The sequence below is a fragment of the Acidobacteriaceae bacterium genome (assembly GCA_035944135.1).
Taxonomy (GTDB): Bacteria; Acidobacteriota; Terriglobia; order Terriglobales; family Acidobacteriaceae; genus Granulicella.
The window spans coordinates 48,516-71,674 of record DASZBM010000001.1 but is presented as its reverse complement, the minus strand read 5'-3'; the positions used below and the strand labels follow the sequence as shown (position 1 = coordinate 71,674).

The following is a 23,159-nucleotide window of genomic DNA, read 5'->3' as shown; positions in this document are numbered from 1 at the left end:
TAAATCGGGCCAACGTAGCTTGCCGGGCCGCTGTTGCAATATTTGCATTCGGTGCAGCTACAACCAGCGCATCGCCGTTGTTGCACAAGCCACCCAAGAAGAGTACGGCGCAGCTTCGTGCCGAGTACCTTTCCGGGCTATCAGAAACGGCAGTACAAGGGGCTTCGGAACGCAGCGCGGGAAGCCTGTGGTCGGCCGGGGGCGTGATGGTCGATCCTTCGTCGGACTACAAAGCGCACTTGTTGAATGACGAGGTCACCGTTGTGGTTTCGGTGCAATCAAATGCGGCCCAGAGTGGTTCAGTCGACAGTGAGCGCAATTTCTCAGCGAACTCGGCAATTAGCGGTCTTGCGGGAGACCTCGCAACGAAGGGTACAAATCCGCTTCTAGCGGCTTCATCTGCCTCGTCATTGAAGGGTACGGGGGCGACGAGTTCAAGCACAGCGTTTAGCACGAGTTTGACTGGTCAGGTGATTGCAGTCCTACCCAATGGCAATGTCGTAATCGAAGCTTCTCGAAGGATCGACATGAATAACCAGCACGAAGAGATCATCGTTCGAGGAATTGCCAGACCTGGTGACATAAGTCCATTGAACTCTGTGGCATCGACTTCGCTGAGCGCATTACAAATCGAGGTGAAGGGAAAAGGGATCATCTCCGACAGTGTGCGTCCTCCGAATCCTCTAACGCGAGCCATTCTCTGGCTATTTGGGTTCTAGATCATGCGAAAAGACATAGTAGGTGTTGGCGGTTTCTCCTGGCGTGTACTGGCATTTGCCATCCTCTTGGCATTTGCTCTGCACGGGTCCGCGCAGCTGCGGCAGGTACACATCCGCGATATTACGGATGTGCAGGGAATTCGGGATAACCAGCTGATTGGGTATGGGCTGGTGGTTGGTCTCGCCGGGACCGGCGACAGACAACAGACTTACTTCACCATACAGACCCTCGCGAACATGTTGCAGAAGATGGGTGTCCAGATTCCTACCGGAACGGCAATCGTAAAGAATGTCGCTGCCGTAATGGTGACCACGCAGGTGCCCCCGTTTGCGGAGCCCGGGATGAAGATAGATATCACCGTATCTTCGGTCGGTGATGCCAAGAGTATCGAAGGTGGAGTGCTGCTTCTAACGGCGCTACGTGGCGCGGACGGACAGGTGTATGCCGAGGCTCAAGGTCCGTTGACTACGGGTGGGTACTCCGAGAGTGCAGCTGGAAACGTCAGGGAGGTGAATTACCCGACGGTCGGAGTGATAGCAGACGGTGCAATCATCGAACGTGCAGTCAGCATGGATATTCGGTCTCTTGAAAGCGTGAAGTTTTTGCTGAGGCAAGCAGACTTCACTGCTTCGCGTGATGTGGCTGATGCAATTAATAAAGACTTTGGCGCGCAGGTTGCGAATGTCGTGGACTCGCGCGAGATTGATGTGGATGCACATACGACCGGTATGGACTCCATCCCCCGCTTGATCTCGCGAATACAGAACTTGTCGGTGGGTGTACAACCTCGGGCGCGCGTGGTGGTGAACGAACGGACGGGAACAATCGTGCTGGGGGGAGATGTTCTGCTATCGCCTGTGTCTGTGCTCCATGGCGGCTTGCAGATCCAGGTGGATACGGTGGTCAGTGCAACGCAAGCGGCTCCCGGCTCGAGTGCAGCTCCGGCGGTGGTCACGAATACCGCCGTGCAGGTGCAAGACAAAGAGGCGAGTTCAATCCGTTTGGCACAAGGAGCGGACGTGGAGGAACTGGTCAAAGGTTTACATACGATCGGCGCAACAGCTCATGACATTGTCTCGATCCTCGAAGCCGTCAAAGCTGCGGGAGGCCTCCAGGCAGAGTTGGTGGTGATCTGATGGACGGCATTTCCGCATCTCCACGTACCACTCCGAACCTAGCGTCTTCGCTGCCGGCCCTGGCGCACAAGGTCGACGATGCATCACAGGAATTCGAATCAGTGCTGCTTGGGCAGTGGCTTCAACAAGCAGACGCCAGCTTTGGAAGCGTCCCTGGTGAAGAGGATGAGAGTTCCGATAGTAGCCAGATGAAGAACTTTGCGATGCAACACCTCGCTCAAGAGATCACCAAGAGTGGCGGAATCGGCATTGCGAAAATAGTGCAAACGGCATTGACAAAGTCCGCTGGCATAAGCGGAGCTGCTGGAGATGATAGTGGGAAATTAGGGAAAAACATCAACATCTCACAATCAATTGCATCAGAGTTAGGTCCACGTTCCAGTTCGGAGGACGGCAATGCGAAATAGCGCTGCCTATACGACATCGGCGCTTGCCTGCTTCGACTCTCTTTCGGCCCTGCGGGATGAGATGGGGGTCGCAATTGACTGCATTTCGCGGGATGCTCTTCATGAATTCGAGGTCAGCCTCTGGCGCCAGGAGATGCTGTGCGAACGAATCAAACGGGCAATTGGCGCGACGCCCCTTCCGCCCGGCAATGAAGAAGTGCGGCAACGCGTCCAAGAGCTGTGCAGTGCGCTTAGGAGCCAGTCTGAAATTTATGCAGCGGTGATGCGCAAGTGCAGCCAATCGAGAGCCATTCTTTCGGATCTCTGTTGTCTGTATGGGAATTCAACAGAGGGGTCAAGAAGCAATAATTCGTCGTCCCTTTGTTGTGAGGCATAGCAATGATAGGACTGAATGGGACGCTTTCTATTGCCACGGAAGCACTCGGCGCCCAGACGGCGGGTCTCGAAGTGGCGAACAATAATATTGCAAATGCGAATACTCCCGGTTATTCCCGGCAGATCGTCTCACTTAGTTCCGCTGCGTCCATCCAGAACGGAACGAGCGTCGATGAAGGTGTTTCTTATGATGGTTTCACTAGCGTCCGGGATTCAGTTCTAAGTCTCGCGATCAATAACGCGACTTCCGGCCAGGGAAGTCTAACGGCTCAGAACACGCTCCTGACGCAGGTCAACACTGCCTTTTCGAGTGCAACCAGTGGCGTTGGCGCGTCGTTGTCAACTCTGTTTTCAGATCTTTCCGCGTTATCGACGAACCCGTCCGACCCGTCGGCGCGCCAAACCGTACTGCAGGATGCCAACCAGCTTGTGAGCGACTTTCACCAGGGCGCCGCGGCTCTGTCATCTGTTGCAAACGCCGCGAACGAACAGGTGGTTTCCAGTGTCAGCGAGATCAACGGGCTTACACAGCAGATAGCCGATCTGAATGCGCAATTGGCATCCTCGGCCGGCGACGGGCAGGATGGAGGATCACTTGAGGATCAGAGGGACGCGCTAACCACCCAAGTGGCGCAGCTGATCGGCATATCGAATACGCAAACTGGAGGGAGTCCTACGTTGACCACGGCGAATGGAAGTCCCCTGGTTATTGGAAGCACATTCTATCCGTTGCAAGTGACGACGGGCTCCGATGGGAATGTTCACGTTCAGGATGCAGAGGGCGATGACATAACCAGCACGCTGACCGGTGGAACGTTAGGTGGAGTGATCACCGTCCGGGACGGTACGCTGCCAAGTCTGTCCGCACAGTTGGATTCGCTGGCGTCGCAATTCGCGGCCGCGATGAACAGCGCGCAGGCATCCGGCGTCAATCTGCATGGTGCTGCGGGATCACCAATGTTTGGTGTTCCGACAGCAGGTTCAGCCGCGGCTGGAATCAGCGCGGTCCTGACCAATGGTTCTGAGATCGCAATCAGCTCAGACGGGTCGACAAACAGTAGTGGCAATCTCCAAGCATTCTTATCTGTTCAATCGAGTCCTTTGGCGAGTGGTGCGACGCCGACCGTTGGGTATGCCAATCTAGTCGGCAACATTGGATCGGCGGGTTCTCAGGTCAGTAACGAACTCACGGCAACTACGGCGTCCTTGCAGCAACTGACAACGCAGCAAGCCAGTGAATCCGGAGTCTCGATTGATGAAGAAACGACGAATTTAATTCGATATCAACAGGCGTATCAGGCTGCGGCCAGAGTTATATCGACTGTGAACGATCTCTATACAGCGTTGATGAACATAAGCCTCGGAGACGGTTAATGCGCGTAGATCCCTACATTTCCGCAATTCTGAACGCGGGTATTCAGAACACCCAGCAAAGTCTCAACGCGTCCGTTGAGCAGCTTGCTTCCGGGCAGCGTGTCGCTGTCCCCTCAGATGATCCGGCTGCCGCTGCAGCTAACCTGGAGAGTCTTGCGTCTTCGGCAAATGTTGATGGCTATACGAGAAATGGTGACGCAGTCTTGTCTCAGGTCCACATGGCGGACTCGGCTCTCAGTAGCGTGATCGGTGAACTGAACCAGGCAGTCGCTCTCGGTACACAAGGAGCAGATGGCACGATGAACAGCGCCGACCGTGTGTCAATTTCAACTCAGGTGCAAAGCATCCTGTCCGAAGTGGTGTCTCAGGCGAATACCACATTCAACGGCACCAGCCTGTTCGCCGGAACTGCGGGTGTTACAGAGGCTTTTGCAGCGGACAGCTCCTCGCCCAATGGATATACATATCAGGGAGACGGTGGCGTCAACAGCGCAACGATCGGCAGCAATCTGCAGGTGAACGTCAATATCCCTGGCGATCAGATATTTACAAACCCTAGTGGGAATGTTCTGGGATCTCTTCAGCAGCTCGTATCTGCGTTGAATAGCGGGACAGCTAGCGACATTGGTGCTGCGGTGGCAGGGGTGAATTCAGCGATCACCAATGTGAGCCAGCAACGTGTCGTCTATGCAGGCGCGGCGAACCAGATCAACAGCCAAGAGAGCTATCTTTCGCAGGAAACGGTTTCACTCACGGCGCAGCAACAGTCGTTGACCGGCATCGATATGGCGACTGCTATTACGAATATGACGCAGGCGCAGACCGCTCACAGTGCTGTGCTAGCCGCGGCGGCTAAGGTCTTGCCCACCTCGTTACTCGATTACCTGAATTAGTTACGCGCGTGACTGCGTTGAACAAATCCAACTCACTGCTATCGACATATCGAAGAGCGTCGATAGGAATGGACAGGCGCAAAGCATTCGGGGCGCTCAGCCTTAACCCCATTTCAAAGGAGCAACACAGTGGCAATCACTATCCTTAATAACCTTTCGGCGATGAGCGCAGAGAATTCTTTGTCTGCGACACAGGCCAACCTGCAGAACACATTGACACAGCTCTCCACCGGCTTGCGTATCAACTCTGGCGCCGACGACGCAGCCGGGCTCTCGATCGCGAACGGCATGCAGGCGAACATCGCGGCACTTACACAGTCAGCTCAGAACGCCACCAACGGTGTTGGTATGTTGCAGACCGCCGACGGCGCGTTGTCCCAAGTGACGACTCTTCTCAATCGTGCGGTGTCGCTTGCGACGGAGGCCGCAAACGGCGGTTTGAGCACAGGAACTAACAGTCAATCTGCTGCGCTCGACACGGAGTTCCAGTCGATCCTCTCAGAGGTCAATCAAATCGGACAGACCACGGACTTCAATGGTCAGAATGTCTTTGCTTCGACTACACCCAACTCATTTACCTCAACGCAGGCTTCGCTGGCTGCGACGACTGCATTAACGGCTGGTTCGAAGACAACGATCAATGACTCCGCTACAGGAGGAACGTTCGTCTTCACCGCGCAAGCTGGAGATACGGTTCAGACGCTTGAGACAGCCATCGGCAACGCCGTGTCGGCTGGAACGCTGAGCAGCGGTACCACGGCGACGTTGACCGGTGGACAGCTCGTTGTGGCTACGAGCACCTCTGGTGATTCTCTTGGCGTCACGACGAATGATTTCGTTCTCGGGCCGATGCAGAACACCACGGCCGGAGCGAACAACTCCATCACATTTATTAGCGATGGCACGCAGACCGGCGCAGCCGATACGCAGATCCAGACCGTGATCAGTCAGCTTTCGGCCTCCACTTTGGGTCTCTCTGGCGCGAATCTTCAGAATGACACGAACGCGGCCTCGGCGCTGACGGCGATCAACAATGCAATCAGCACCGTCTCCGCACAGCGAGGCCAGATTGGCGCTTCGGTCAACAGGCTCACCGCGGCCTCAAATGTTATGACCGCACAGGTGCAAAACCTGACGAGCGCCTCGAACGGCATCATGGACGCCGATATCGGCAAGACGGTCACCAATATGACTCAGTACAACATTCTGCAATCCACCGGCATGGCGGCTCTGCAGCAGGCAAACCAGGCGCAGCAGGCCGTGTTGAAACTCCTGCAGTAGTAGATAGAGCGGAACGGTTCAAACAGCTCCGTTCCGCTCGCTTTCTCTGCCGTCGCCGGAGAACTACCTGAGAGGCCTCGCTTAATATGAGTTCAGTGTCCTCGATCAACTCGTTGCTCTCCAGCGCCTTGAGTGGTTCGTCCACCTCGACGAGCTCTGCGGTCGATCTGAGTTCTCTGTTACAGGCAGCTACGGGGGCGAGCAGCGAAGGCATCGACGTGACGTCCGCGGTCGATGCGGCCCTTTCCGCAGATCGTGCGCCTGAACGGGAGTGGCAGGCGCAACAGTCGACGATTTCGTCGCAAGTGAGTGCACTCACCACACTACAGGCCGCGCTCTCAGCTGTATCGCAGGATCTAAGTAATCTCAGTGACATAGACGGTTCGCTTGCGTCGCGCACAGTGTCATCTAGTTCGACACAGATCAGCGGATCTGCGACGGCTGGAGCTACAATCGGCACACATTCCGTAAGCGTGGCAAACCTCGCCACTAGTGCATCGTGGTACTCCGGCCCTGTGCCCAGTGCCGGCTCCGCTCTGGGGACGTCTACGCTGACGATATCCGCAAATGGTGGCGCTCAGACCACATTTACGACCGGTTCCGGTATAGACTCGATCTCTGATCTGGCGAACGCAATCAATTCAGCATCGTTAGGAATCAACGCTAGCGTCGTAACGGACGCGACCGGATCGAGGCTGGCGCTAGTAAGTTCTACGACGGGCTCCGCAGCGGATTTCAGCGTGAGTTACGGCGCATCAGGCTCAAGCTCCTGGTCATCGGCGTCCGTCGCGAGCGCATCCACTCAACTACAGGCCGGCAGTTTTCGAATTGTTGATAGCGGCTCGAATACAGCTATCACCGTGAACCCAGGCGAAACACTTTCAGGTCTCGCAGACGACATTAATTCGCAAGCGACGGGAGTCAGTGCGTCGGTCGTTACAGACTCCTCTGGTGTTCACCTGCAGATTGCTTCTACTGATGGCAGCGCAGTGAGCCTCAGTGCGGATCCGACGTTCAATCTGACACGGGCGAGTACGGCTACGAATGCATCGTTGACTGTGGATGGAATTCCCGTGAGCAGCGCGAGCAATACGGTAACGGGTGTTGTCCCAGGATTGACGCTTAATCTGACAGGGACAACGGCAGGAACCAGCTCCGCGACAGTTACGGTCAACGCCGATAGCAATCAAATTAGCCAAACGCTTTCAGCATTTGTATCGGACTACAACAGTGCGCTGTCACAGGTGAACTCGCAATTTACATACAGCACGTCGACCGGGTCTCAAGGGGCATTGAGCGGTGACAGCATCGTCCGATCTCTCCAGGGCATGCTTGAGGGGATTGTGTCTTATACCGCGCCAGCCGGCGCGGCGAGCGGGTCTACGACGATCCAGTCGCTTAGCGACCTGGGGATCACGGTAAACGACGATGGCTCGCTGGCCTTGAATACGGCGACTCTCGATTCGGCGGTTGCGAACCCCGGTGCAGTTCAGAGCCTTTTCCAGGGAACTGCGCTGAACGGGTTCGCACAACAGTTCAGTACGGAGCTCAGTGAATTCGCTGATCCAGCGACCGGAGCAATTGCACAAGAGATCGGTAATCTCAATCAACAGTACTCCGGCTTGCAGTCGCAAATTAGTGATTATGAGTCCGGATACATCGCATCGCAGCAGACTGTGCTAACCGCGATGTACAGCAAGGCTGAGATAGCATTGCAGCAACTCCCTGCTGAAATGCAACAGATCCAGTCACAGTTAGGGAACAACAGCTCCAAGAATTAGGCGGTTCGCGCCTGTCTTAGGAAGGATGACGGGATGAAAAGCAGTCTCCGTGCCTACCGCATGTCCGCGGTCGAAGGCGCCACTCACATTGATGTTCTTCTGGCATGCTATGACGCCTTAGCAGAGGACCTCCGGTTGGCCGGAGGAGCAGCAGGGGCCGGCGATTTCACAGCACGCTGCCGGTATTCGCAGCATGCGCTTGTTGTGCTTGGTCATTTGCAGAGCTGGGCTCCTCTTTTGGAGAACGAGACTTTGGAAGTGAGCCTGGCCGGTTTTTACGAATATCTCCGCAAGAAATTGCTCTGTCTTCAATCCTGCGTCGAAGAGGATCAGTTCTTGGCTCTTGCAATGACCGTCTGCGAAACGAGGGCTGTTTGGCAAAAGAAAAAAAGCCTGCTGTTGTCCTCAGAAATTCCAATCGCGTCGGAAGGACAGCCGGCTCACAGCAACTCCGTAGAGGGACCTCGGTTGCACTGCTCAGCATAGACGAGGCTGTCCAACGAAGCAGTTCTTGCGCGAACGTATTGGTTGCGCAAATTCTTTGCGCGGACCGCTCTTGAAGCGTCTTGGTGAGCTCTTAGACCCTTTCAATCCGTACGCTTACAACGTGAGTTCCAACATTAGGATGGGCGACTTTGACCGTGATTTCGCCGCTGGCATTCGGTTCGGATTTTACCCAGACCGCGCCTGCACCTCCACTCTCTGTTAGTGAGAAAGTTCGATCCCCAATCAGCACGCATGGTCCTGCGATATCGATGCTCACATCCCCCGCGCTGAGAAGGCGGAGCGCGCCGTATTTGTCGGCGAGATAAAAGACCACTCGTGTCGCGTCGATACTGTCTCCGCGAATTGAGGCATCGTCCGCTTTTACAATGAGCTGGTCCTGTGAGGTATCGGACGAAAAAGAGCGCGTCACAATCTTTCGTCCGTTGACGAAACCATCGATGCGCAATTCCGGGTGATTCGTACCGTCGAGTTCGAGATCTACCCATGAGGGCGGATGAAGCAGGTGCGGATAGCCCTCGCTATCTGGCCTGACAGTCGCATGATGTTTTCCGTCGACGAAGAGCTCGAGATAGTCGCAGTTATGAAAGATTGCCAGATTCTTGCCTGGCCCATGGGGTGTCATCGTGCCAAAGTCCCAATAGAAGTTCGGCGCGATGACCGGTCGTACGGTGGGACTTACCTGAGCCTGATAGAAGCTGGCGCCCAGCTTTGGGATCCGGAAAACATCAGCGATTCCAGGATTTTTAACCCCCTTGTATCCATTATTTGGGCTGCCATACTCGAACGCGCACCATGCAACTACACCGCACATGCGGTCGTAGGCACGTGCGCGATCGTGTGCCTGTGCATGGTAGATCGCCTGGTGGTACTGCATCGTCACATCAGCCGCGCGCCTGTACTTGTTGTTGAATCCTGGCGCAGTGTAGGTGTACTGACCTACGGTCTCGGCGAGCATGTAGGGAATTCCCGGCAGAGGAGGGTGAATCTGCACGGAACCATCAGGAGATTGATGGTAGTCGTCAAAGGCGAAGACGTCCTCGTGCCAATCCGTCTTCCAATTGCCAAATCCTGTCATCGATCCTGAAGTCGGCCGCGAGTCATCGAGCTCCTTAGCCGCTGCATACGTCCGGTTATAGAGAGGCGGATCATTGTGAGACTCATTCACGCGGACGCCCCAGACGATGATCGAAGGTCGGTTGCGATCGCGCCGGATCATGTCGCGAACGTTTTCGACCACCTGGTCTTGAAACGTCTGATCGCCGATGTACTGCCACCCGGGTGTTTCCTCCCACACCATCAGACCCAGCTCATCGCAGGCGTCGAGAAATGCCTCATGCTGCGGGTAATGTGAGCAGCGCACCATGTTGCAGTTGAAGTCTCGGCGAATGATCTCAGCGTCCTTCCGCATGACACGCGCAGGCATGGCATAGCCAGTGTAGGGATAGAGCTCGTGGCGATCGAGACCAAAGAACTGCATCTTTTTGCCATTGAGATAGAAGCCGTCCACCGTAAACTTCGCTTCGCGGAATCCGATACGCCTGCGGTATTCATGCACGGGCTTGGTCCCAATGTGCATTGTGACAACGACGGTATACAGATTCGGATTGTCATTGTCCCAGAGCTTCACGTCGCTAAGCTCAGAAAGAGAGAAATTGATTGTCGTGGATCCTGCCGCGAGCTCTCCTGCGTTCTTCCGAGCGCGAGCTATCACTCTGTGGCCGTCGAGTAATACCGCATCCAGAACCGCAGCTCCGGCACTGCGGGTAAGTGCGTCAACGGTGCAGCTGAGCTCCACGCTCCGAGAATTTGAGAGGACGTTCAATGGCTTTGCGAAAACGTCACTCAGGTACACCGCAGGAACTGTGTAAAGCTTTGCCCCGCGGATCATGCCGCCGGGGACGTAATAATCCACGGCGCTGCGTCCGCGAGGCGATCCCTCCGGTGGTACGTCTTGGAATCGTGCGTCAAGCTTCACCTCAATACTGTTCTGTTGTTGAAGCAGAGAGGTGATCTCGTATTTGAATGGAAGATAGCCGCCTTTGTGTTGAGCCAAGGCAGTGCCGTTTACGCTGACGTCGGCTGTTACCATAGCTCCTTCAAACATCAGAAAGGTCCGCAGACCATCGCTTCCGGTTGGCCGAGTCAACGTCCTGCGGTAGAGAAAGACATCCTCCCATAAAGTAGGATCCCAATCTTGCCAGGACAGCTTCGCAACGGAATGCGGCAGGGTGACTGCAACCGGTTCAGATGGCGCGGAGACCTTGCCAAGAAACGTCCAGTCGTTGTCGAGCGACGTCTCCCAATGGCTGGGCCCAGAGACCGGGACCTTGGCGGCTCCCAACAGGGGATGCATCGCTAACACTGTGCCAGCCTGAATGGAGGACTGAAGGAAGCGGCGGCGCGTCAGACGATTCATAGAATTTTTAAGACGAGTCATGAGATTTTGTCCGATTAGAAGGCGAGCGGTTGGGTTACATAGAGACCGGTTTCTGCGTCCGCGAGCAATCCTAATCGATTCTATAAGAGCAGGCAATCCACTCGCCTGGGTGAGCCTTTCAGCTCGAGATGTTGACTCGTCCCCTTGCTCGTGCTGTGTTGCTCGAGTTGCGGCGAGGATGCCCTGTAGTCTGTCGGACAACCAGGTGGGTGCCGATCCTGTTCTCCACTCGCCGATCCGCGGCCGGAATGACGTTCGCGAGCAGAATTTCAACCGCCTTTTGCGCGAGCTCCTTGCAGGACATTCTCACGGTCGTGAGTGGCGGAATCGTGTATTCGGCCAGGTGAATGTCATCGAAGCCGATCAATGAAAGATCGTCGGGGACTTTCAGTCGGGCCTCGAACAGTGCATGCTGGACGCCAATCGCGGTCATGTCATTCGAGCACATCACGGCCGTGGGTGTTTTCTTGAGCCCAAGCAGCCTCTCCATCGCATCGCGGCCACCGTCCAGCGTGTGATCCCCTTCAACCACCCATGACGGATGGGCCACCAAGCCAGTTGAACGGAGGCATTGCAGAAACGCTTTCTTGCGCGCCTGCGAGGATCGCATCAGGAGCGGACCTGAGATGAAGCCAATGTCGCGGTGGCCAAGAACGGCCAAGTGCTGGACGCCTTCATAGATGCCCATGCGATAGTCCACATCGAGCGCCGCGGTAGACGGGCGGGACGGTAGAGAGTCGATGAAAATTGTTGGTACCTGTTCGGCATCGAACCTCTCAAGAAAGAACTCTTCGTTGCCGAACGTCATTACGGCAACTCCGTCCACCTTTCGCTCAAGCATCCGGCGAGCGCAGCGCTCCATCTGGTCAGGGTCATTGCTGGTTGAGCCTATAAGAATTTCATAGTGGTGGCCAACCGCTATCTGTTCGAATTTCTGGATGAGTTCGGGGAAGAATGGGTTCGTAATCTCCGAGACGATAAGACCGAGTAGGCGGCTCTTCCCGGACACGAGAGCGCGAGCCTGAGTGTTGGGCAAATAGTTAAGGTCATTGACCGCCTTCCAAACGCGGCTCGCGAGCACGGGGTCGACCGAAGGGACGTGGTTGATCGCCCGTGAGGCAGTGGCGATAGACACCTTTGCTCGTGCCGCAACAGACCGGATGTCGATCCGGGTGAAGCCGTCACCGTTATTTTTTATATTCTTCATGGCTCGTTCCGCCGGGAATTGATTTGATTCCAGACAATGTGGACCACGGCTAAAGTGTACCCTCTTGTAGAAAACGTTTTCATAGAGAAATTATTTCTAACAGATCCCGCACAGATCGTCCGAAAAATACTGTATTTATTCACCATTTGTACCTTAGTGGCCGCATTCAGAAAGACATTGACAGGTGCGTTCCGGCAGAAGTAGTATCTGCCTGCGAAAACGTTTTCTCATTTCTTTGGAATTGAATCAAGAGGCAGGACTAAATGACGCACGCTCCAATTTGTGACCGTATCGCTAGGCTATGCACCTCGGGGCTGCGCCCCTTCCGGATGAAAAAGATGCTGGCCTTTGGGCAAGCTGTCGTCTTTGCCGTGACGCTCTCCGGCCTGTCGATGACGACGATGCACGCGCATGCGCAAGCTACATCGGGCTCCATTGTTGGGCACGTTACAGATTCCTCCGGAGCCCGGATTGTGGGCGCGGACGTTACCGCCACCAACGTGGATACGCACATCAGTTTTCATGGTGTCACTGACAAAACAGGCACGTACGATCTGCTCCATGTGACGCCAGGAAATTATCAGATCACCGCTGCGCATGCCGGTTTCGCCGGCCAGACGACACAGAACGCGACGGTAACGATCGACCAGCAGCTTCTGCAGGACTTCACACTCAGTGTCGGTGAGGTGCAGACGGTCACGACCGTCACGGCGGCACCGACTCTTCTGCAGACGCAGACGGCCGAGACCGGAACGGTGATCGGAACGCAGGACATTTTGGATCTGCCGTTGCAGGGCCGTCAGTTTTATGACTTGACAGCCCTCGTGCCCGGCGTCGCGCCGGCCCCCGGCAACATGAACTCTTTCAACTTCTCTGTCAATGGCGAGCGGGAATTTGCGAACTCGATTCAGCTGGATGGAATTGAGTCGACAACGAACCGTACGCAGGACATCACCGTGACGCCGAGCGTGGATTCGATCCAGGAATTCAAGGTCGCCACGTCGAGTTACAACGCCGAGTTCGGCAATGCCGGCGGCGGCATCGTTTCCATCCAGACAAAATCGGGAACGAACCACATTCACGGTACGGCCTATGAGTTTTACCGGCCCGCGTTCCTGGCAGCGGAGACCTACTCCTTCGCGGGGGGCGGAACTCCGTCGAATCTGCAGCAGCACAACTACGGTGGGACGATAGGCGGCCCGATCCGGAAGGACCGATCATTCCTTTTCATCTCTTACGAGGGCTCTAAGCAATCGCTCGCCGCGAACGGACTCGACAGTGTGCCAAACCCCAGCCTGTATTCGTTTTTGCCGGACGGTTCGGCGGATCTCTCGCACATGTTCGATCCGTGCGACGGTAAACAGTGCAAGGACAGTAATGGCAAGCCGGTCGGGCCAGCCGCTGGATTTGTAGTTCCCATCTTCAATCCTTATACGTACGTATCGAACGGATACTATGCAACGCAATTCCCGGGTAACGTCATTCCAGCCAACATGGTCAGCAAGGCTGGGAAGAACGCGCTGCTGAACTTCTTCCCCAAGCCGAATTTGCCGGGAATTGAAAACGGATGGTTCGACAACTACGTCTTTCATCAGCCCAGAGTTACCAAGAACATCAATGTCGACAGCCGCTTCGATCAGAAGCTGACCGATAAGGACCAGCTCTTCCTCGTGTACCACTACAACGACCAGGACCAGAACACGACGGATCTATGGGATAACCAGGCAGTTGTGCCGGGGGCAGGAGATGCGGACCAGGCGCAGAAAGAGGTCGTGCGCGGACAGACCTTATCGGCAACTGAGACTCACCTGTTCACGCAACATGTACTGAACGAAATCCGCGCAGGTTACTCACACTACTATCAGGCGCAATTCAGCCAGCTCAATGGCCATGACTACTCAACTCAGTTCGGCTGGGGCAACATTGCAGTGAACGGATATCCGGCCACGATCGGGTTCCCTGACCTCTATCTTGGATCGGGTTACCTGGCAGGTGGATCTTCGTACAAGCCGTTCTTCATCAACGACGACAATACCGAAATCAATGACAACATCACGGTGAGCCAGGTTGGCCGCCACGATCTGAAGTTCGGTGTCGTGTTCCGGAAGTTGAACTCGCACCCGCTCTTCAGTTTGTTCCCGACGACCTACCAGTACTACGGCAGCTACGGGTACTCGATGACCAATGACCCGAACTATTACTACGGGTATGGTTATGATGGCTCCGCCAACGCGGGCGCGTTCTTCTGGAATGGGGGAACGGACATTGCCGATCTGCTGCTTGGACTTCCGCTCGATGTGTACAGCGGACTCCAGCTCACAAACCCTCATACGAAGAGCTGGGACTTCGACTGGTACGCGCAGGATACTTTCCGCGTCAACGACAAGCTGACGCTCAACTACGGTCTGCGTTACGAGTATGAGAACCCTTACACCGAAGCGAACAATCAAATGTCGAACTACGATCCGGCGAGTGGAGACATTCTGGTCGCGGGTGTGGGAGGGAACTCAGACGCACTGATCCAGGCACGGAAGAATGACTTTTCGCCACGCTTCGGCTTCAACTATTTGCTCAACCAGAAGACCGTAGTTCGGGGCGGATACGGGATCAACTACTCGCCTGAGAACGATGGACGCGAAGACTTCCTCACGAAGAACCTTCCCTGGGCGAATCAGCAGTCCATCTCGAACAATGTTTACGCGGGCCCACCGTTCGCATATCAGGATGACATTGGTGTGACGCGCAGTACGGCGATCAACATCCCTTCGAGCGGGCGTATCGTTCCGTCCACGCTCCCGAGCGGGCCGCTGGTGACGACGTACTACGTCAACCCAACGATGAAGACGGGCTACTCCCAGATGTATAACCTGACAGTGCAGCGTCAGTTGGGTAACTCTCTTTCGCTTGAGGCTGGGTATGTAGCGTCGCTCAGTCACCACTTGTCTTATCAGTTGGGCGACATCAACTACAACAGCGCGACTGGCAAGGACGGCCTGATCACGCCGAATCTCGGGGTTCTGCAAGAGCTGACCGATCTTGGAGACGGAAACTACAACTCGCTGCAGATGAAGTTCACCAAGCGTGAATCGCGTAACCTCAGTTTCCTGCTGTCGTATACGTATTCTCATAACCTCGATAACGGAGCCGCCCCGTTCGATGCGGGCGTCAACAACGATCTTCCTCAGAATCCGAACAATCTGCGTGCAGAGTGGGCGTCGTCGGACGATGACCGACGCCACAACATGGTGTTCAGTGGGCTCTACCGCCTGCCCATTGGCGAGGGTCAGCGGTTCTTCAACTCCTGGAGCAGGCCGGAAGAATTGATACTTGGCGGATGGCAGATCAACAGTATTCTCACAATGCGCTCGGGTACGCCAGTGAATGTGGTCGACGAGGGCAATTCGAAGTCGCCAATCAATTTGCGGCCCAACGTCGTGGGGAATCCGAACCTTCCGAGAGGCCAGCGCACGCTGGGGGCGTACTTTAACGAAGCTGCTTTTGTAGAGAACAAAGATGCAAAGGGCAATATCATCCCCGGCGATGCGGGTAGGAACCTCGTGGTTGGCCCCGGTTATATCAACTTGGCCTTCTCGCTCTTCAAGGAATTCGCGATGACAGAGCGCTATAAACTGCAGCTGAGGCTCGAGACCTTCAACGCGCTGAATACGCCGCATTTCGACAATCCGGGCGGCAACCTTACGGACACAACGCACTACGGTGTCATCACGTCAACGGACAACAACCCGCGCGTCATCCAGATCGCAGGAAAGTTCATCTTCTAGTAAGCCTTCTGATTTATGGGGCGGACGCCCACGCTTCCGCCCCACTTCTCTTCGTGAACCATTTTGCAAGGAGTTGAAGAGTGAAACTGGCCCACAGCCTGTTTCTCGTCGCGTGCCTCCTGGCGCCGGCGAAGCTGTTGTCGGCGCAGTCGTTCTACCTGCACGACGGCGACCGTGTAACCTTTTACGGTGACAGCATCACAGCCCAGCGATATTACACTCGCGACATTCAGGACTTTGTTGCGACGAGATATCCAGGGCTCAAGGTTGAGTTCCACAACGCCGGGGTTCCAGGCGACAAAGTAACGGGTGGTTACGCAGGCGATGCAGCGACTCGCGTGAGCCGCGACGTGAAGCCTTGGGATCCGACGGTAATCACAGCGATGCTCGGCATGAACGACGGCGGATATGTCCCGCCGGATCAAAAGATATTCGCCGAATATCAGACCGGTTACGAGAAATTGCTGCAAATGTTGCGCGATGCAGCTCCGGCTGCACGCATTACTCTGCTCGAAAACACTCCGTACGACGAAATCACGCATGGAACCGAGTTCAAGGGGTTCATGGCGACCACCGAACAGAACGCTCACTCAACGCCGGCATTGGCGGCGCGCGAGCATCTACCGGTGGTCGACACCGATGCGCCGGTGAAGCAACTGCTGGAGCGAGCGAAAGCCGCCGACCCGTCTTACGCGTCTCTGCTTGTCACGGACAGGATCCATCCCGCTGAGCCTACGCACTGGGTTATGGCTGCGGCAGTGATGCGAGCGTGGCACGTCGATCCCGTCGTTAGTTCCGTCGCCATCGCATCTGACAGCCGCACGGTGACGGACAGCAGGCGAACGACCGTCACAAGGCTGACCGGAGACAACACTCAACTTGAATGGAACCAGATGGACGAAGCGCTTCCACTGCCATTCAACTTCGACAACGAGCTGATGAACTTCGTGCTCTCAGTCAGCGATCTTTTTTCGTCGGACCAGGAGATGCTGCGAGTGACTGGCCTCCGTGGCGGTGAGTACATGCTTCGCATCGACTCCATGCAAATTGGAAGCTTCTCGGCGGACGAGCTTGCTAACGGCGTCAACCTCGCCACGATGAAGACGCCCATGTGGCAGCAGGCGCGTGAGTACGATGGTGAACTCGGACAACGATCGGAGCTGGAAAGTGCCGACCTCATTTTGACCTCGGGAACAAGCGTGCCGGACCGCGCCGAAGGAAGCAAGGTCCTTCGTGAGGCCGAGGCCGAGTTTGAGCAGAAAGCAAAGGGCGACCTCCGGCCCGCCACGCACCACTACGTGCTCACAAAAACGGATGCTAAACCCGCGGGTGCGGTGACGAGATGAATTTGATTTCTTCGTGGACCCTGAAATCCGCCGCAGCAATCATTTTCGCTGTGGCTGGTCTCGGAGCAATGGCGCAAAACCCATCCAGGATGCTCTATCTCGACTGCAGTCTTGTTCATGACGGCAACGGGTCGTTGGCAGCACCATGGAACAGCATCGATACGCTGAATACGCAAACTCTCGAGCCCGGCGACACAGTCCACCTGCGGCGAGGCACGGCCTGTCATGGAGTGCTATCGCCTCATGGATTCGGCGCGGATGGCAAGCCCATCCGCATCACGGCCTACGGTGAAGGACCACGGCCCAAGATCATCGCCAGTGCAAATGTGGAGGAAGCTCTTCGACTCTTCAACCAGGAGTACTGGGAGATCGATTCATTAGACATTGCAGGCGGGAGTGTCTATGGGATTTTCATTAGCGGAGCCAAGGGAGTACTGCACCACATTTATCTCTCCAATCTCGCTGTGCACGATGTGCTGGGCGGGACGATGAAGCACAAGGAAAGCGGGCTCGTAGCGATCTCGCCCAGCAGCGCCAACGCGCACTTTGATGATGTCCGGGTGGACGGCGTCGATGCCTGGCACACGAATCAGTGGGTCGGGATTCTCGTCGGCGGAGGCAATCTCGGGTTTCCGCCGGAGAATGAATGGAATACGAATGCCGTCATTCGCAACTCGACTGTTCATGACGTTCAGGGTGACGGGATCGTACTATTTCGAGTACGCAAAGGCCTGATTGATTCGACCGTTGCGTGGAGTATCGGTATGCAGGACACGCAGACGATAGGCACGCCGAACGCAATTTGGACGTGGATGTGCGACGACTGCACCGTGCAGCGCAGCGAGGCCTACCTGACCGACAGCCCGGGCGTGGATGGTGGGGCGTTCGACATCGATTACGGGAACACGAAGAACTCTGTGCTGGATAGTTACGGTCATGACACGCAGGGGTATTGTGTTGCGGTGTTTGGTGCGGGCTTTGTTACCCGCGAAAGCGTAGTGCGAGGCAATCTATGCATCAATAACGGGCGTAGCCCACGCATGGCGAAATACCAGGGTGCCATCTTTCTGTGGACTTGGAACGGGGGCTCCATCGACGGACTGACGGTGGCGAAGAACGCAATTTACTGGAACCCGTTTGAGAATGCGCCGCCGCTGCTCAACAGAGGCAACATCAAAGCAGGCACCGCGGCGTTCAACGAGAATTCGATCTACTCAACTTCTCCGTCGCTGGTGGAAAGCAATGCCAATCTTGCCATGTCCGGCAACTCCTACATGTACTTCGGCTCGGGTGCTCCGGAATGGAAATACGCCGGGAAGAGTTTTTCTGCTCTGCGCGGATTGAAAGACGATGCCAAGCAAGAGAGTGGTGCAGGCTTCACGCAGGTGCCGCTCAGCGCCTGGCACCAGCTGTTTCCAGAGTCATACGCGACGAGTCATGCGTGGACTCTAGATTGTGTGCTGCCCGTCACGCTTGATGAGAAAGGCTTGATAGCCGACACATCGCTGCGACAGTTAATCGTATTGAAGAGCGTTGCTCAGCAATACGCGCCGCAAGGCTTGAGGGTGAAGTTAGAACTGTCTTCTGCCGACTCCAGACTGTTTCACACCGAGGCGTTTCGAAACGCGCTCACGGATGCCAACCTGCGCGGAATCGAAGTGAGCGAGCGGGTTGACGCTAGCGCTGCGATCCGAATTACACTCCGTGGGTCCGATAAGGTAGTAGCGGTATGGAAGGAGTCCGTTGGACCCGTGCCCCTCGGACTTGCACTCCGCAAGGTGTTCGGAGAACCTGCTTACGCGCAGATGAATGTAGACGGCCGTGAATAAATGCTTTGTGGTCGCGGCACTTGCGGCAAGCCTGTTGCCTTCTGAGGTGATCGCGCAGGCGAACTACTCGCGGACAGCGCTCGCATCCCCGTTCATTCCCGATCCTATTTCTGTGTATGACAACTGGGCGGCCTACGATGAACTTTCAGACAACGTTCCGCTGACCGAGCAACTGTCTCTCAAGGAGCTGGACAATGTGCTCCGTCTGGAGCGTGATGGCGTGCGCTTTGACTACTACGTCATGGACGCGTTCTGGTTTGATCCGGACGGCGGCTATCGCACGTGGAAGAAGCCTAACTGGCCCGAAGGTCCGGACCGCTGGATACAAACCTGTCAGAAGAACGGCATACTGCCTGGCCTGTGGTTTAGCACCAACACGCTCGTCCATCTAAATGCGTCCGCGAAGTGGAAAGATTCGCTGAACAAGAATGGGACCGCGATGTCTATGTTTGAGGGCGGCTTTCTGCCCGACTTCATGGACGTCCTGCAATTCTGGTATTCCCGCGGCATTCGCATGTTTCTGTTCGACCTTGCAGACATGAGCGCGGCAACCCCGAAGTCCCAGGCGACGCTCAGCAAGCAGGAGATCGTCGCGCGAAACTCCAACGCACTCCGAAATGCGCTCGCCGATTTTCGCCGAAAACATCCTGACGTCGTGCTCGAAGCATTCAATGGGTTTGGCGGCGTTATGGACACTACGTCATATCCGTTTCCATTCAAGGACCCCGTAGATCTGCGCTGGCTCGATGTCTTCGATTCGCTGTACTGTGGTGATCCTAGGCCCAGCGACATACCGGCGATGGACTTCTGGAGGTCGCTCGATACCTATAGTGACCACCAGATGCGGCGGTACGAGGAAAGCGGTGTTCCACTTGAGCGGATTGACACCACGAGCTTCATGCCAGGCAAGACCGGTACGATTTACCGCCGCGCTTTTCAGGAATGGAAAGGATCGCTGCTGCTTACCTTGGCCCGTGGAGGCTGGATCAACACAACTTATGGCAACCTCGAACTGCTGAGTGATACTGATGCGCGATGGTTTGCGCGCGTGCAATCGCTCTTTCTGCACTTCCAATCTGTGGGCCGGATTAAGACGTTCGGTGGGATCCCCGGCGACTTCCAGCCTTATGGTTTTGGCGCACTCGATGGCCAAGGCAGCGTATACACCGTTGTGAATCCTACCGAAACCATTGCGACGATCACTCTACCGGCGTTGTCTCAAATCCAACATGCTCACCAGGCCGGCAGAATAATATTTCGGGATAGTGGCTTTGTCCCTAAGCTCACAGGAGACAGTGTCGTGCTGGGGCCGGAACAAATGGCCGTCATAGGCTTAGGAAAATATGCGGCATCCGAGTACGATCTCGGCGTTCAGAACGATGTCGTCATTCCTCGGACGATCCAGCCATTGCCAACTGAGTTTCACAGTATCGGCAAAGGCGTTATTGAAGCGACAGTCCAAGTGCCTTCAGGCGCTGACGTGCGGCTGATCATGCAGCAGTATTCGCCTGACGGAACTCTGCGCCGCACCTGGGCTGGTGGACCACCAAGCGGAACAACCATGGGCAAAGTGTTCATATTGAAAGCCGAGCAGGATGGACGCGAGCTTCCAATACATGAAGACTATGACCGCCTCGTCTGGGCTGGCCTCTCCTGGGCAGAGGGCGAGATCAGCCATCGCGATTTGAAGTCGGGAACTCCCGTGAAGCTCACATTCCGAACAACAGAAAAAGATCCAGTGACGATCAAAGGCCGCGCGTACGCCGTCACCCACTGAGCGTCGTCGCTATGGCTCTTCGATAATTGCGAGGTCCCACGCTTGCAGCGTGATCTTCTCTGAAGCGGCTATGCGGTTGCCGGTAAGAAGATCTGTTCCGCCGCCGTGAATATACGCAATCGTCTCAGGCGATCCCGTGTAATTGAAGTAATAGTGGAGCTGCTTGCCGAGTCGGTCGATTCCATCGACACTGTGGACACCTGCAGGCAACGACTGATCAACAGCAATGCCGGCTTCCTGGAGCTCTCGCCGAAGCATGGCGGTTTGCAGGCCATCGCTCAGGTAAGTGCCCTCGTACAGTAGCGTCCCCGTGCCGAACCTATTCTCCGCGATTGCGGGCCAGCGGCCGAAGAAAGGGTGGTCATAAAAAGCGAGCGGTTTCGCATGATCCAGCATCAGGAATTCCGCCCAGTACATGACCTTGTTGTCGTCACCAACATGGAACGGATCACCTTTCAGCGCGAGCGGCTTCTCCAGGTTGGAGAACTCCTGGTAGCTGAACCCGGCAGCCTCGCGGAGCGGCCCAGGTGCGCGAACCCACCGCACCGCTGAGTTCTCATTCGCGAATCCGCTCTTGAACGTCATTACGACGTGGCCGCCGCCCTTCACGTAGTCAGAAATCTTCTGGAGCAGCGCGTCATCGGCAATGTACAAAGCAGGAATAATGACGAGCTTGTACCGAGAGAAGTCCGCATGCTCAGGGAAAATGAAGTCGACACCCGTATTTAGCGAATAAAGCGAGTGGTGAAACTGGTTGACTAGCGAACCGTAGTCTGCAGTCGGCGGCGCGAAGCTCCACTGCGGTCCGCTCGACGTAAACGGCATGAACTTGATAGCGTTCATTGAGTCGCGGCTCCACAGAATCGCAACCTGATTGTGATGTTGCATTCCGACGAGCTGCGGCCCAATCCGCTGCAACTCGTGTGCTGTGCGAGCGACCTCAGCGTAGGCGCGGTTCGGCTCGTAGTCGTGCGAGAGCACGCCTTTCCAGTAGGTTTCCTGGTTCGCGTTGATTGACGCCCAGTGCCAGTACTCCACCATGTTGGCGCCGTTCGCAATATGCGTGTACACATCCTCGCGAAGCTGACCATCATAAGGCGGATACTGGAACGCGGACGTCCAATCCGTCGTCTGCGCATTCGTCTCTGTCACGAGGAAGTTACTGCGCTTCAACGACCGCGTGTAATCTTCAACCAAAGCCTGCTGCGAACCGTCATAGTTTTCCTGCGTGCCGTGGTAGTCGTTGATCGCCGCAACATCGAGCGAGCGGCTGACCTCCTCTTCATTCACATCCGGCTTCATGCCACCCGCGAAGTCTGTTGTGACGAACTGATCCGCGCGTCCATACTTCCGCACTAGTGCAGCTTGCCAGGACAGAAAGTCAGTCACTCGCATCTGTTCCCAGCGTGTCCACTCAAGCTTGTACCCCGTACTCTGCGCACTGTCGCGGGTCGGCATGTCTTCCCACTTGTTGATGTCCTCGCCCCAGTAATGGAGAAACCAAGCCTCGTTCATCTTCTGCGGCGTTCCGAACTTTCTCTTCAGGTGGTCGACGAAGCCCTGGAAGACCTCCGGGTTAGACGCGCCGTAGGAAGACGTCTCATTGTCGACCTGCCATCCGATGACGTAAGGATTATCCCGATAATGCTCGACGAGATGCTGAATCAGTCGTTCGGAGTATTGCCGGTACGTCGGATCAGAGATATCCATATTCTGGCGCATGCCATAAAAAACAGGCGCGCCACCCAGCGGCCGTGCAAGAATCTCGGGGTGCTCGTGATAAAGCCACGTCGGAATGGAATAAGTAGGCGTGCCAAGAATCACCTTGATGCCGGCCTTCCCCATCGCGTTGACGACGCGGTCCATCCACGCGTACTCGAAATGACCATCCTCCGGCTCCCAAAGGCTCCACGTGGATTCGCCCATACGTACGACGTTCAGCCCCGCCTGCTTCATCAGGCGCACGTCATCGTCCAACCGCTCATACGGCTCGTACTCGTGGTAGTAAGCCGCGCCATAAAGAATCGTCGGAAAATCTACACTAGCGGGCAGGGAAGCGGGCGTAGGCGAAGCCGGAGTCTGCGCGCGGGAGGCCGCAGTCGATGTCCCCAGCAGAATGGAAAGAGCAAGAAACAGCGGGCGAGAGATGTTCTTCATGGATATGCGAGTGCACCTGGGCCACATTTGGTCGAGTCAAGAGTACACTGCTAAGTGACCGCAGTAAACGTTTTCTCGCGGCGCCCCTTGCGGTGATCTCACGTGAGCGCACTGCCTGAAGGGAAAGAAAAAACCGGAACCCGGCATTCT

The 23,159-nt window shown here is 55.8% G+C and carries 15 protein-coding genes; 12 read left to right on the top strand and 3 right to left on the bottom strand.

What is annotated here, in order from left to right:
* The first annotated feature begins 80 nt into the window (after nt 1-80).
* The 8 genes from VGU25_00220 (at nt 81) to VGU25_00185 (ending at nt 8,453) form a co-directional block, all read left to right on the top strand.
* The gene (locus VGU25_00220; GenBank protein ID HEV2575605.1) at nt 81-719 is read left to right on the top strand and encodes a flagellar basal body L-ring protein FlgH; all 639 of its coding nucleotides are present in this window, start codon (nt 81-83) and stop codon (nt 717-719) included.
* Nucleotides 720-722: 3 nt separating this feature from the next.
* Nucleotides 723-1,856, top strand: coding sequence for a flagellar basal body P-ring protein FlgI (locus tag VGU25_00215; protein HEV2575604.1), 1,134 nt, complete (start codon nt 723-725; stop codon nt 1,854-1,856).
* Nucleotides 1,856-2,263 carry a hypothetical protein gene (locus VGU25_00210; protein ID HEV2575603.1) on the top strand — a complete coding sequence of 136 codons (408 nt, stop codon included), beginning with the start codon at nt 1,856-1,858 and terminating at the stop codon, nt 2,261-2,263. The genes VGU25_00215 and VGU25_00210 overlap by 1 nt, the downstream gene beginning before the upstream one ends.
* 378 nt (nt 2,264-2,641) lie before the next feature.
* Nucleotides 2,642-4,012: a flagellar hook-associated protein FlgK gene (flgK, locus tag VGU25_00205; GenBank protein HEV2575602.1), complete on the top strand. Its 1,371-nt coding sequence runs from the start codon at nt 2,642-2,644 to the stop codon at nt 4,010-4,012.
* Entirely contained in the window at nt 4,012-4,905 is an 894-nt protein-coding gene (locus VGU25_00200; GenBank protein ID HEV2575601.1) for a flagellin, read from the top strand. Before flgK ends, VGU25_00200 begins: the two co-directional genes overlap by 1 nt.
* A gap of 129 nt (nt 4,906-5,034) precedes the next feature.
* Nucleotides 5,035-6,186 carry a flagellin gene (locus VGU25_00195; GenBank protein HEV2575600.1) on the top strand — a complete coding sequence of 384 codons (1,152 nt, stop codon included), beginning with the start codon at nt 5,035-5,037 and terminating at the stop codon, nt 6,184-6,186.
* 86 nt (nt 6,187-6,272) lie between these two features.
* On the top strand, nt 6,273-7,967 hold the full coding sequence (fliD, locus tag VGU25_00190; GenBank protein ID HEV2575599.1) for a flagellar filament capping protein FliD: 1,695 nt from the start codon (nt 6,273-6,275) through the stop codon (nt 7,965-7,967).
* Between the two features lie 33 nt (nt 7,968-8,000).
* On the top strand, nt 8,001-8,453 hold the full coding sequence (locus VGU25_00185; protein ID HEV2575598.1) for a flagellar protein FliS: 453 nt from the start codon (nt 8,001-8,003) through the stop codon (nt 8,451-8,453).
* A gap of 91 nt (nt 8,454-8,544) precedes the next feature.
* On the opposite strand, the gene VGU25_00180 is transcribed toward VGU25_00185, so the two are convergent.
* Nucleotides 8,545-10,890 carry a glycoside hydrolase family 2 TIM barrel-domain containing protein gene (locus tag VGU25_00180; GenBank protein ID HEV2575597.1) on the bottom strand — a complete coding sequence of 782 codons (2,346 nt, stop codon included), beginning with the start codon at nt 10,888-10,890 and terminating at the stop codon, nt 8,545-8,547.
* Nucleotides 10,891-11,029: 139 nt separating this feature from the next.
* Nucleotides 11,030-12,118 carry a LacI family DNA-binding transcriptional regulator gene (locus VGU25_00175; protein HEV2575596.1) on the bottom strand — a complete coding sequence of 363 codons (1,089 nt, stop codon included), beginning with the start codon at nt 12,116-12,118 and terminating at the stop codon, nt 11,030-11,032.
* A gap of 338 nt (nt 12,119-12,456) precedes the next feature.
* Between VGU25_00175 and VGU25_00170 the strand changes: the two genes are divergently transcribed.
* From VGU25_00170 to VGU25_00155, 4 genes are all read left to right on the top strand, one after another.
* A complete protein-coding gene (locus VGU25_00170) occupies nt 12,457-15,900 on the top strand; it encodes a TonB-dependent receptor (GenBank protein HEV2575595.1) in 3,444 nt (1,147 codons plus the stop codon).
* Between the two features lie 80 nt (nt 15,901-15,980).
* Complete coding sequence (locus VGU25_00165; protein ID HEV2575594.1) at nt 15,981-17,246, top strand: SGNH/GDSL hydrolase family protein; 1,266 nt, start codon at nt 15,981-15,983, stop codon at nt 17,244-17,246.
* Nucleotides 17,243-19,075 (top strand): hypothetical protein, encoded by a 1,833-nt coding sequence (locus VGU25_00160; GenBank protein HEV2575593.1) that lies wholly within the window; start codon nt 17,243-17,245, stop codon nt 19,073-19,075. Before VGU25_00165 ends, VGU25_00160 begins: the two co-directional genes overlap by 4 nt.
* A complete protein-coding gene (locus VGU25_00155) occupies nt 19,068-20,852 on the top strand; it encodes a hypothetical protein (GenBank protein HEV2575592.1) in 1,785 nt (594 codons plus the stop codon). Before VGU25_00160 ends, VGU25_00155 begins: the two co-directional genes overlap by 8 nt.
* Nucleotides 20,853-20,861: 9 nt before the next feature.
* Here VGU25_00155 and VGU25_00150 read toward each other — a convergent pair whose 3' ends face one another.
* Nucleotides 20,862-23,009, bottom strand: coding sequence for a beta-galactosidase (locus VGU25_00150; GenBank protein HEV2575591.1), 2,148 nt, complete (start codon nt 23,007-23,009; stop codon nt 20,862-20,864).
* Nucleotides 23,010-23,159 lie beyond the last annotated feature (150 nt).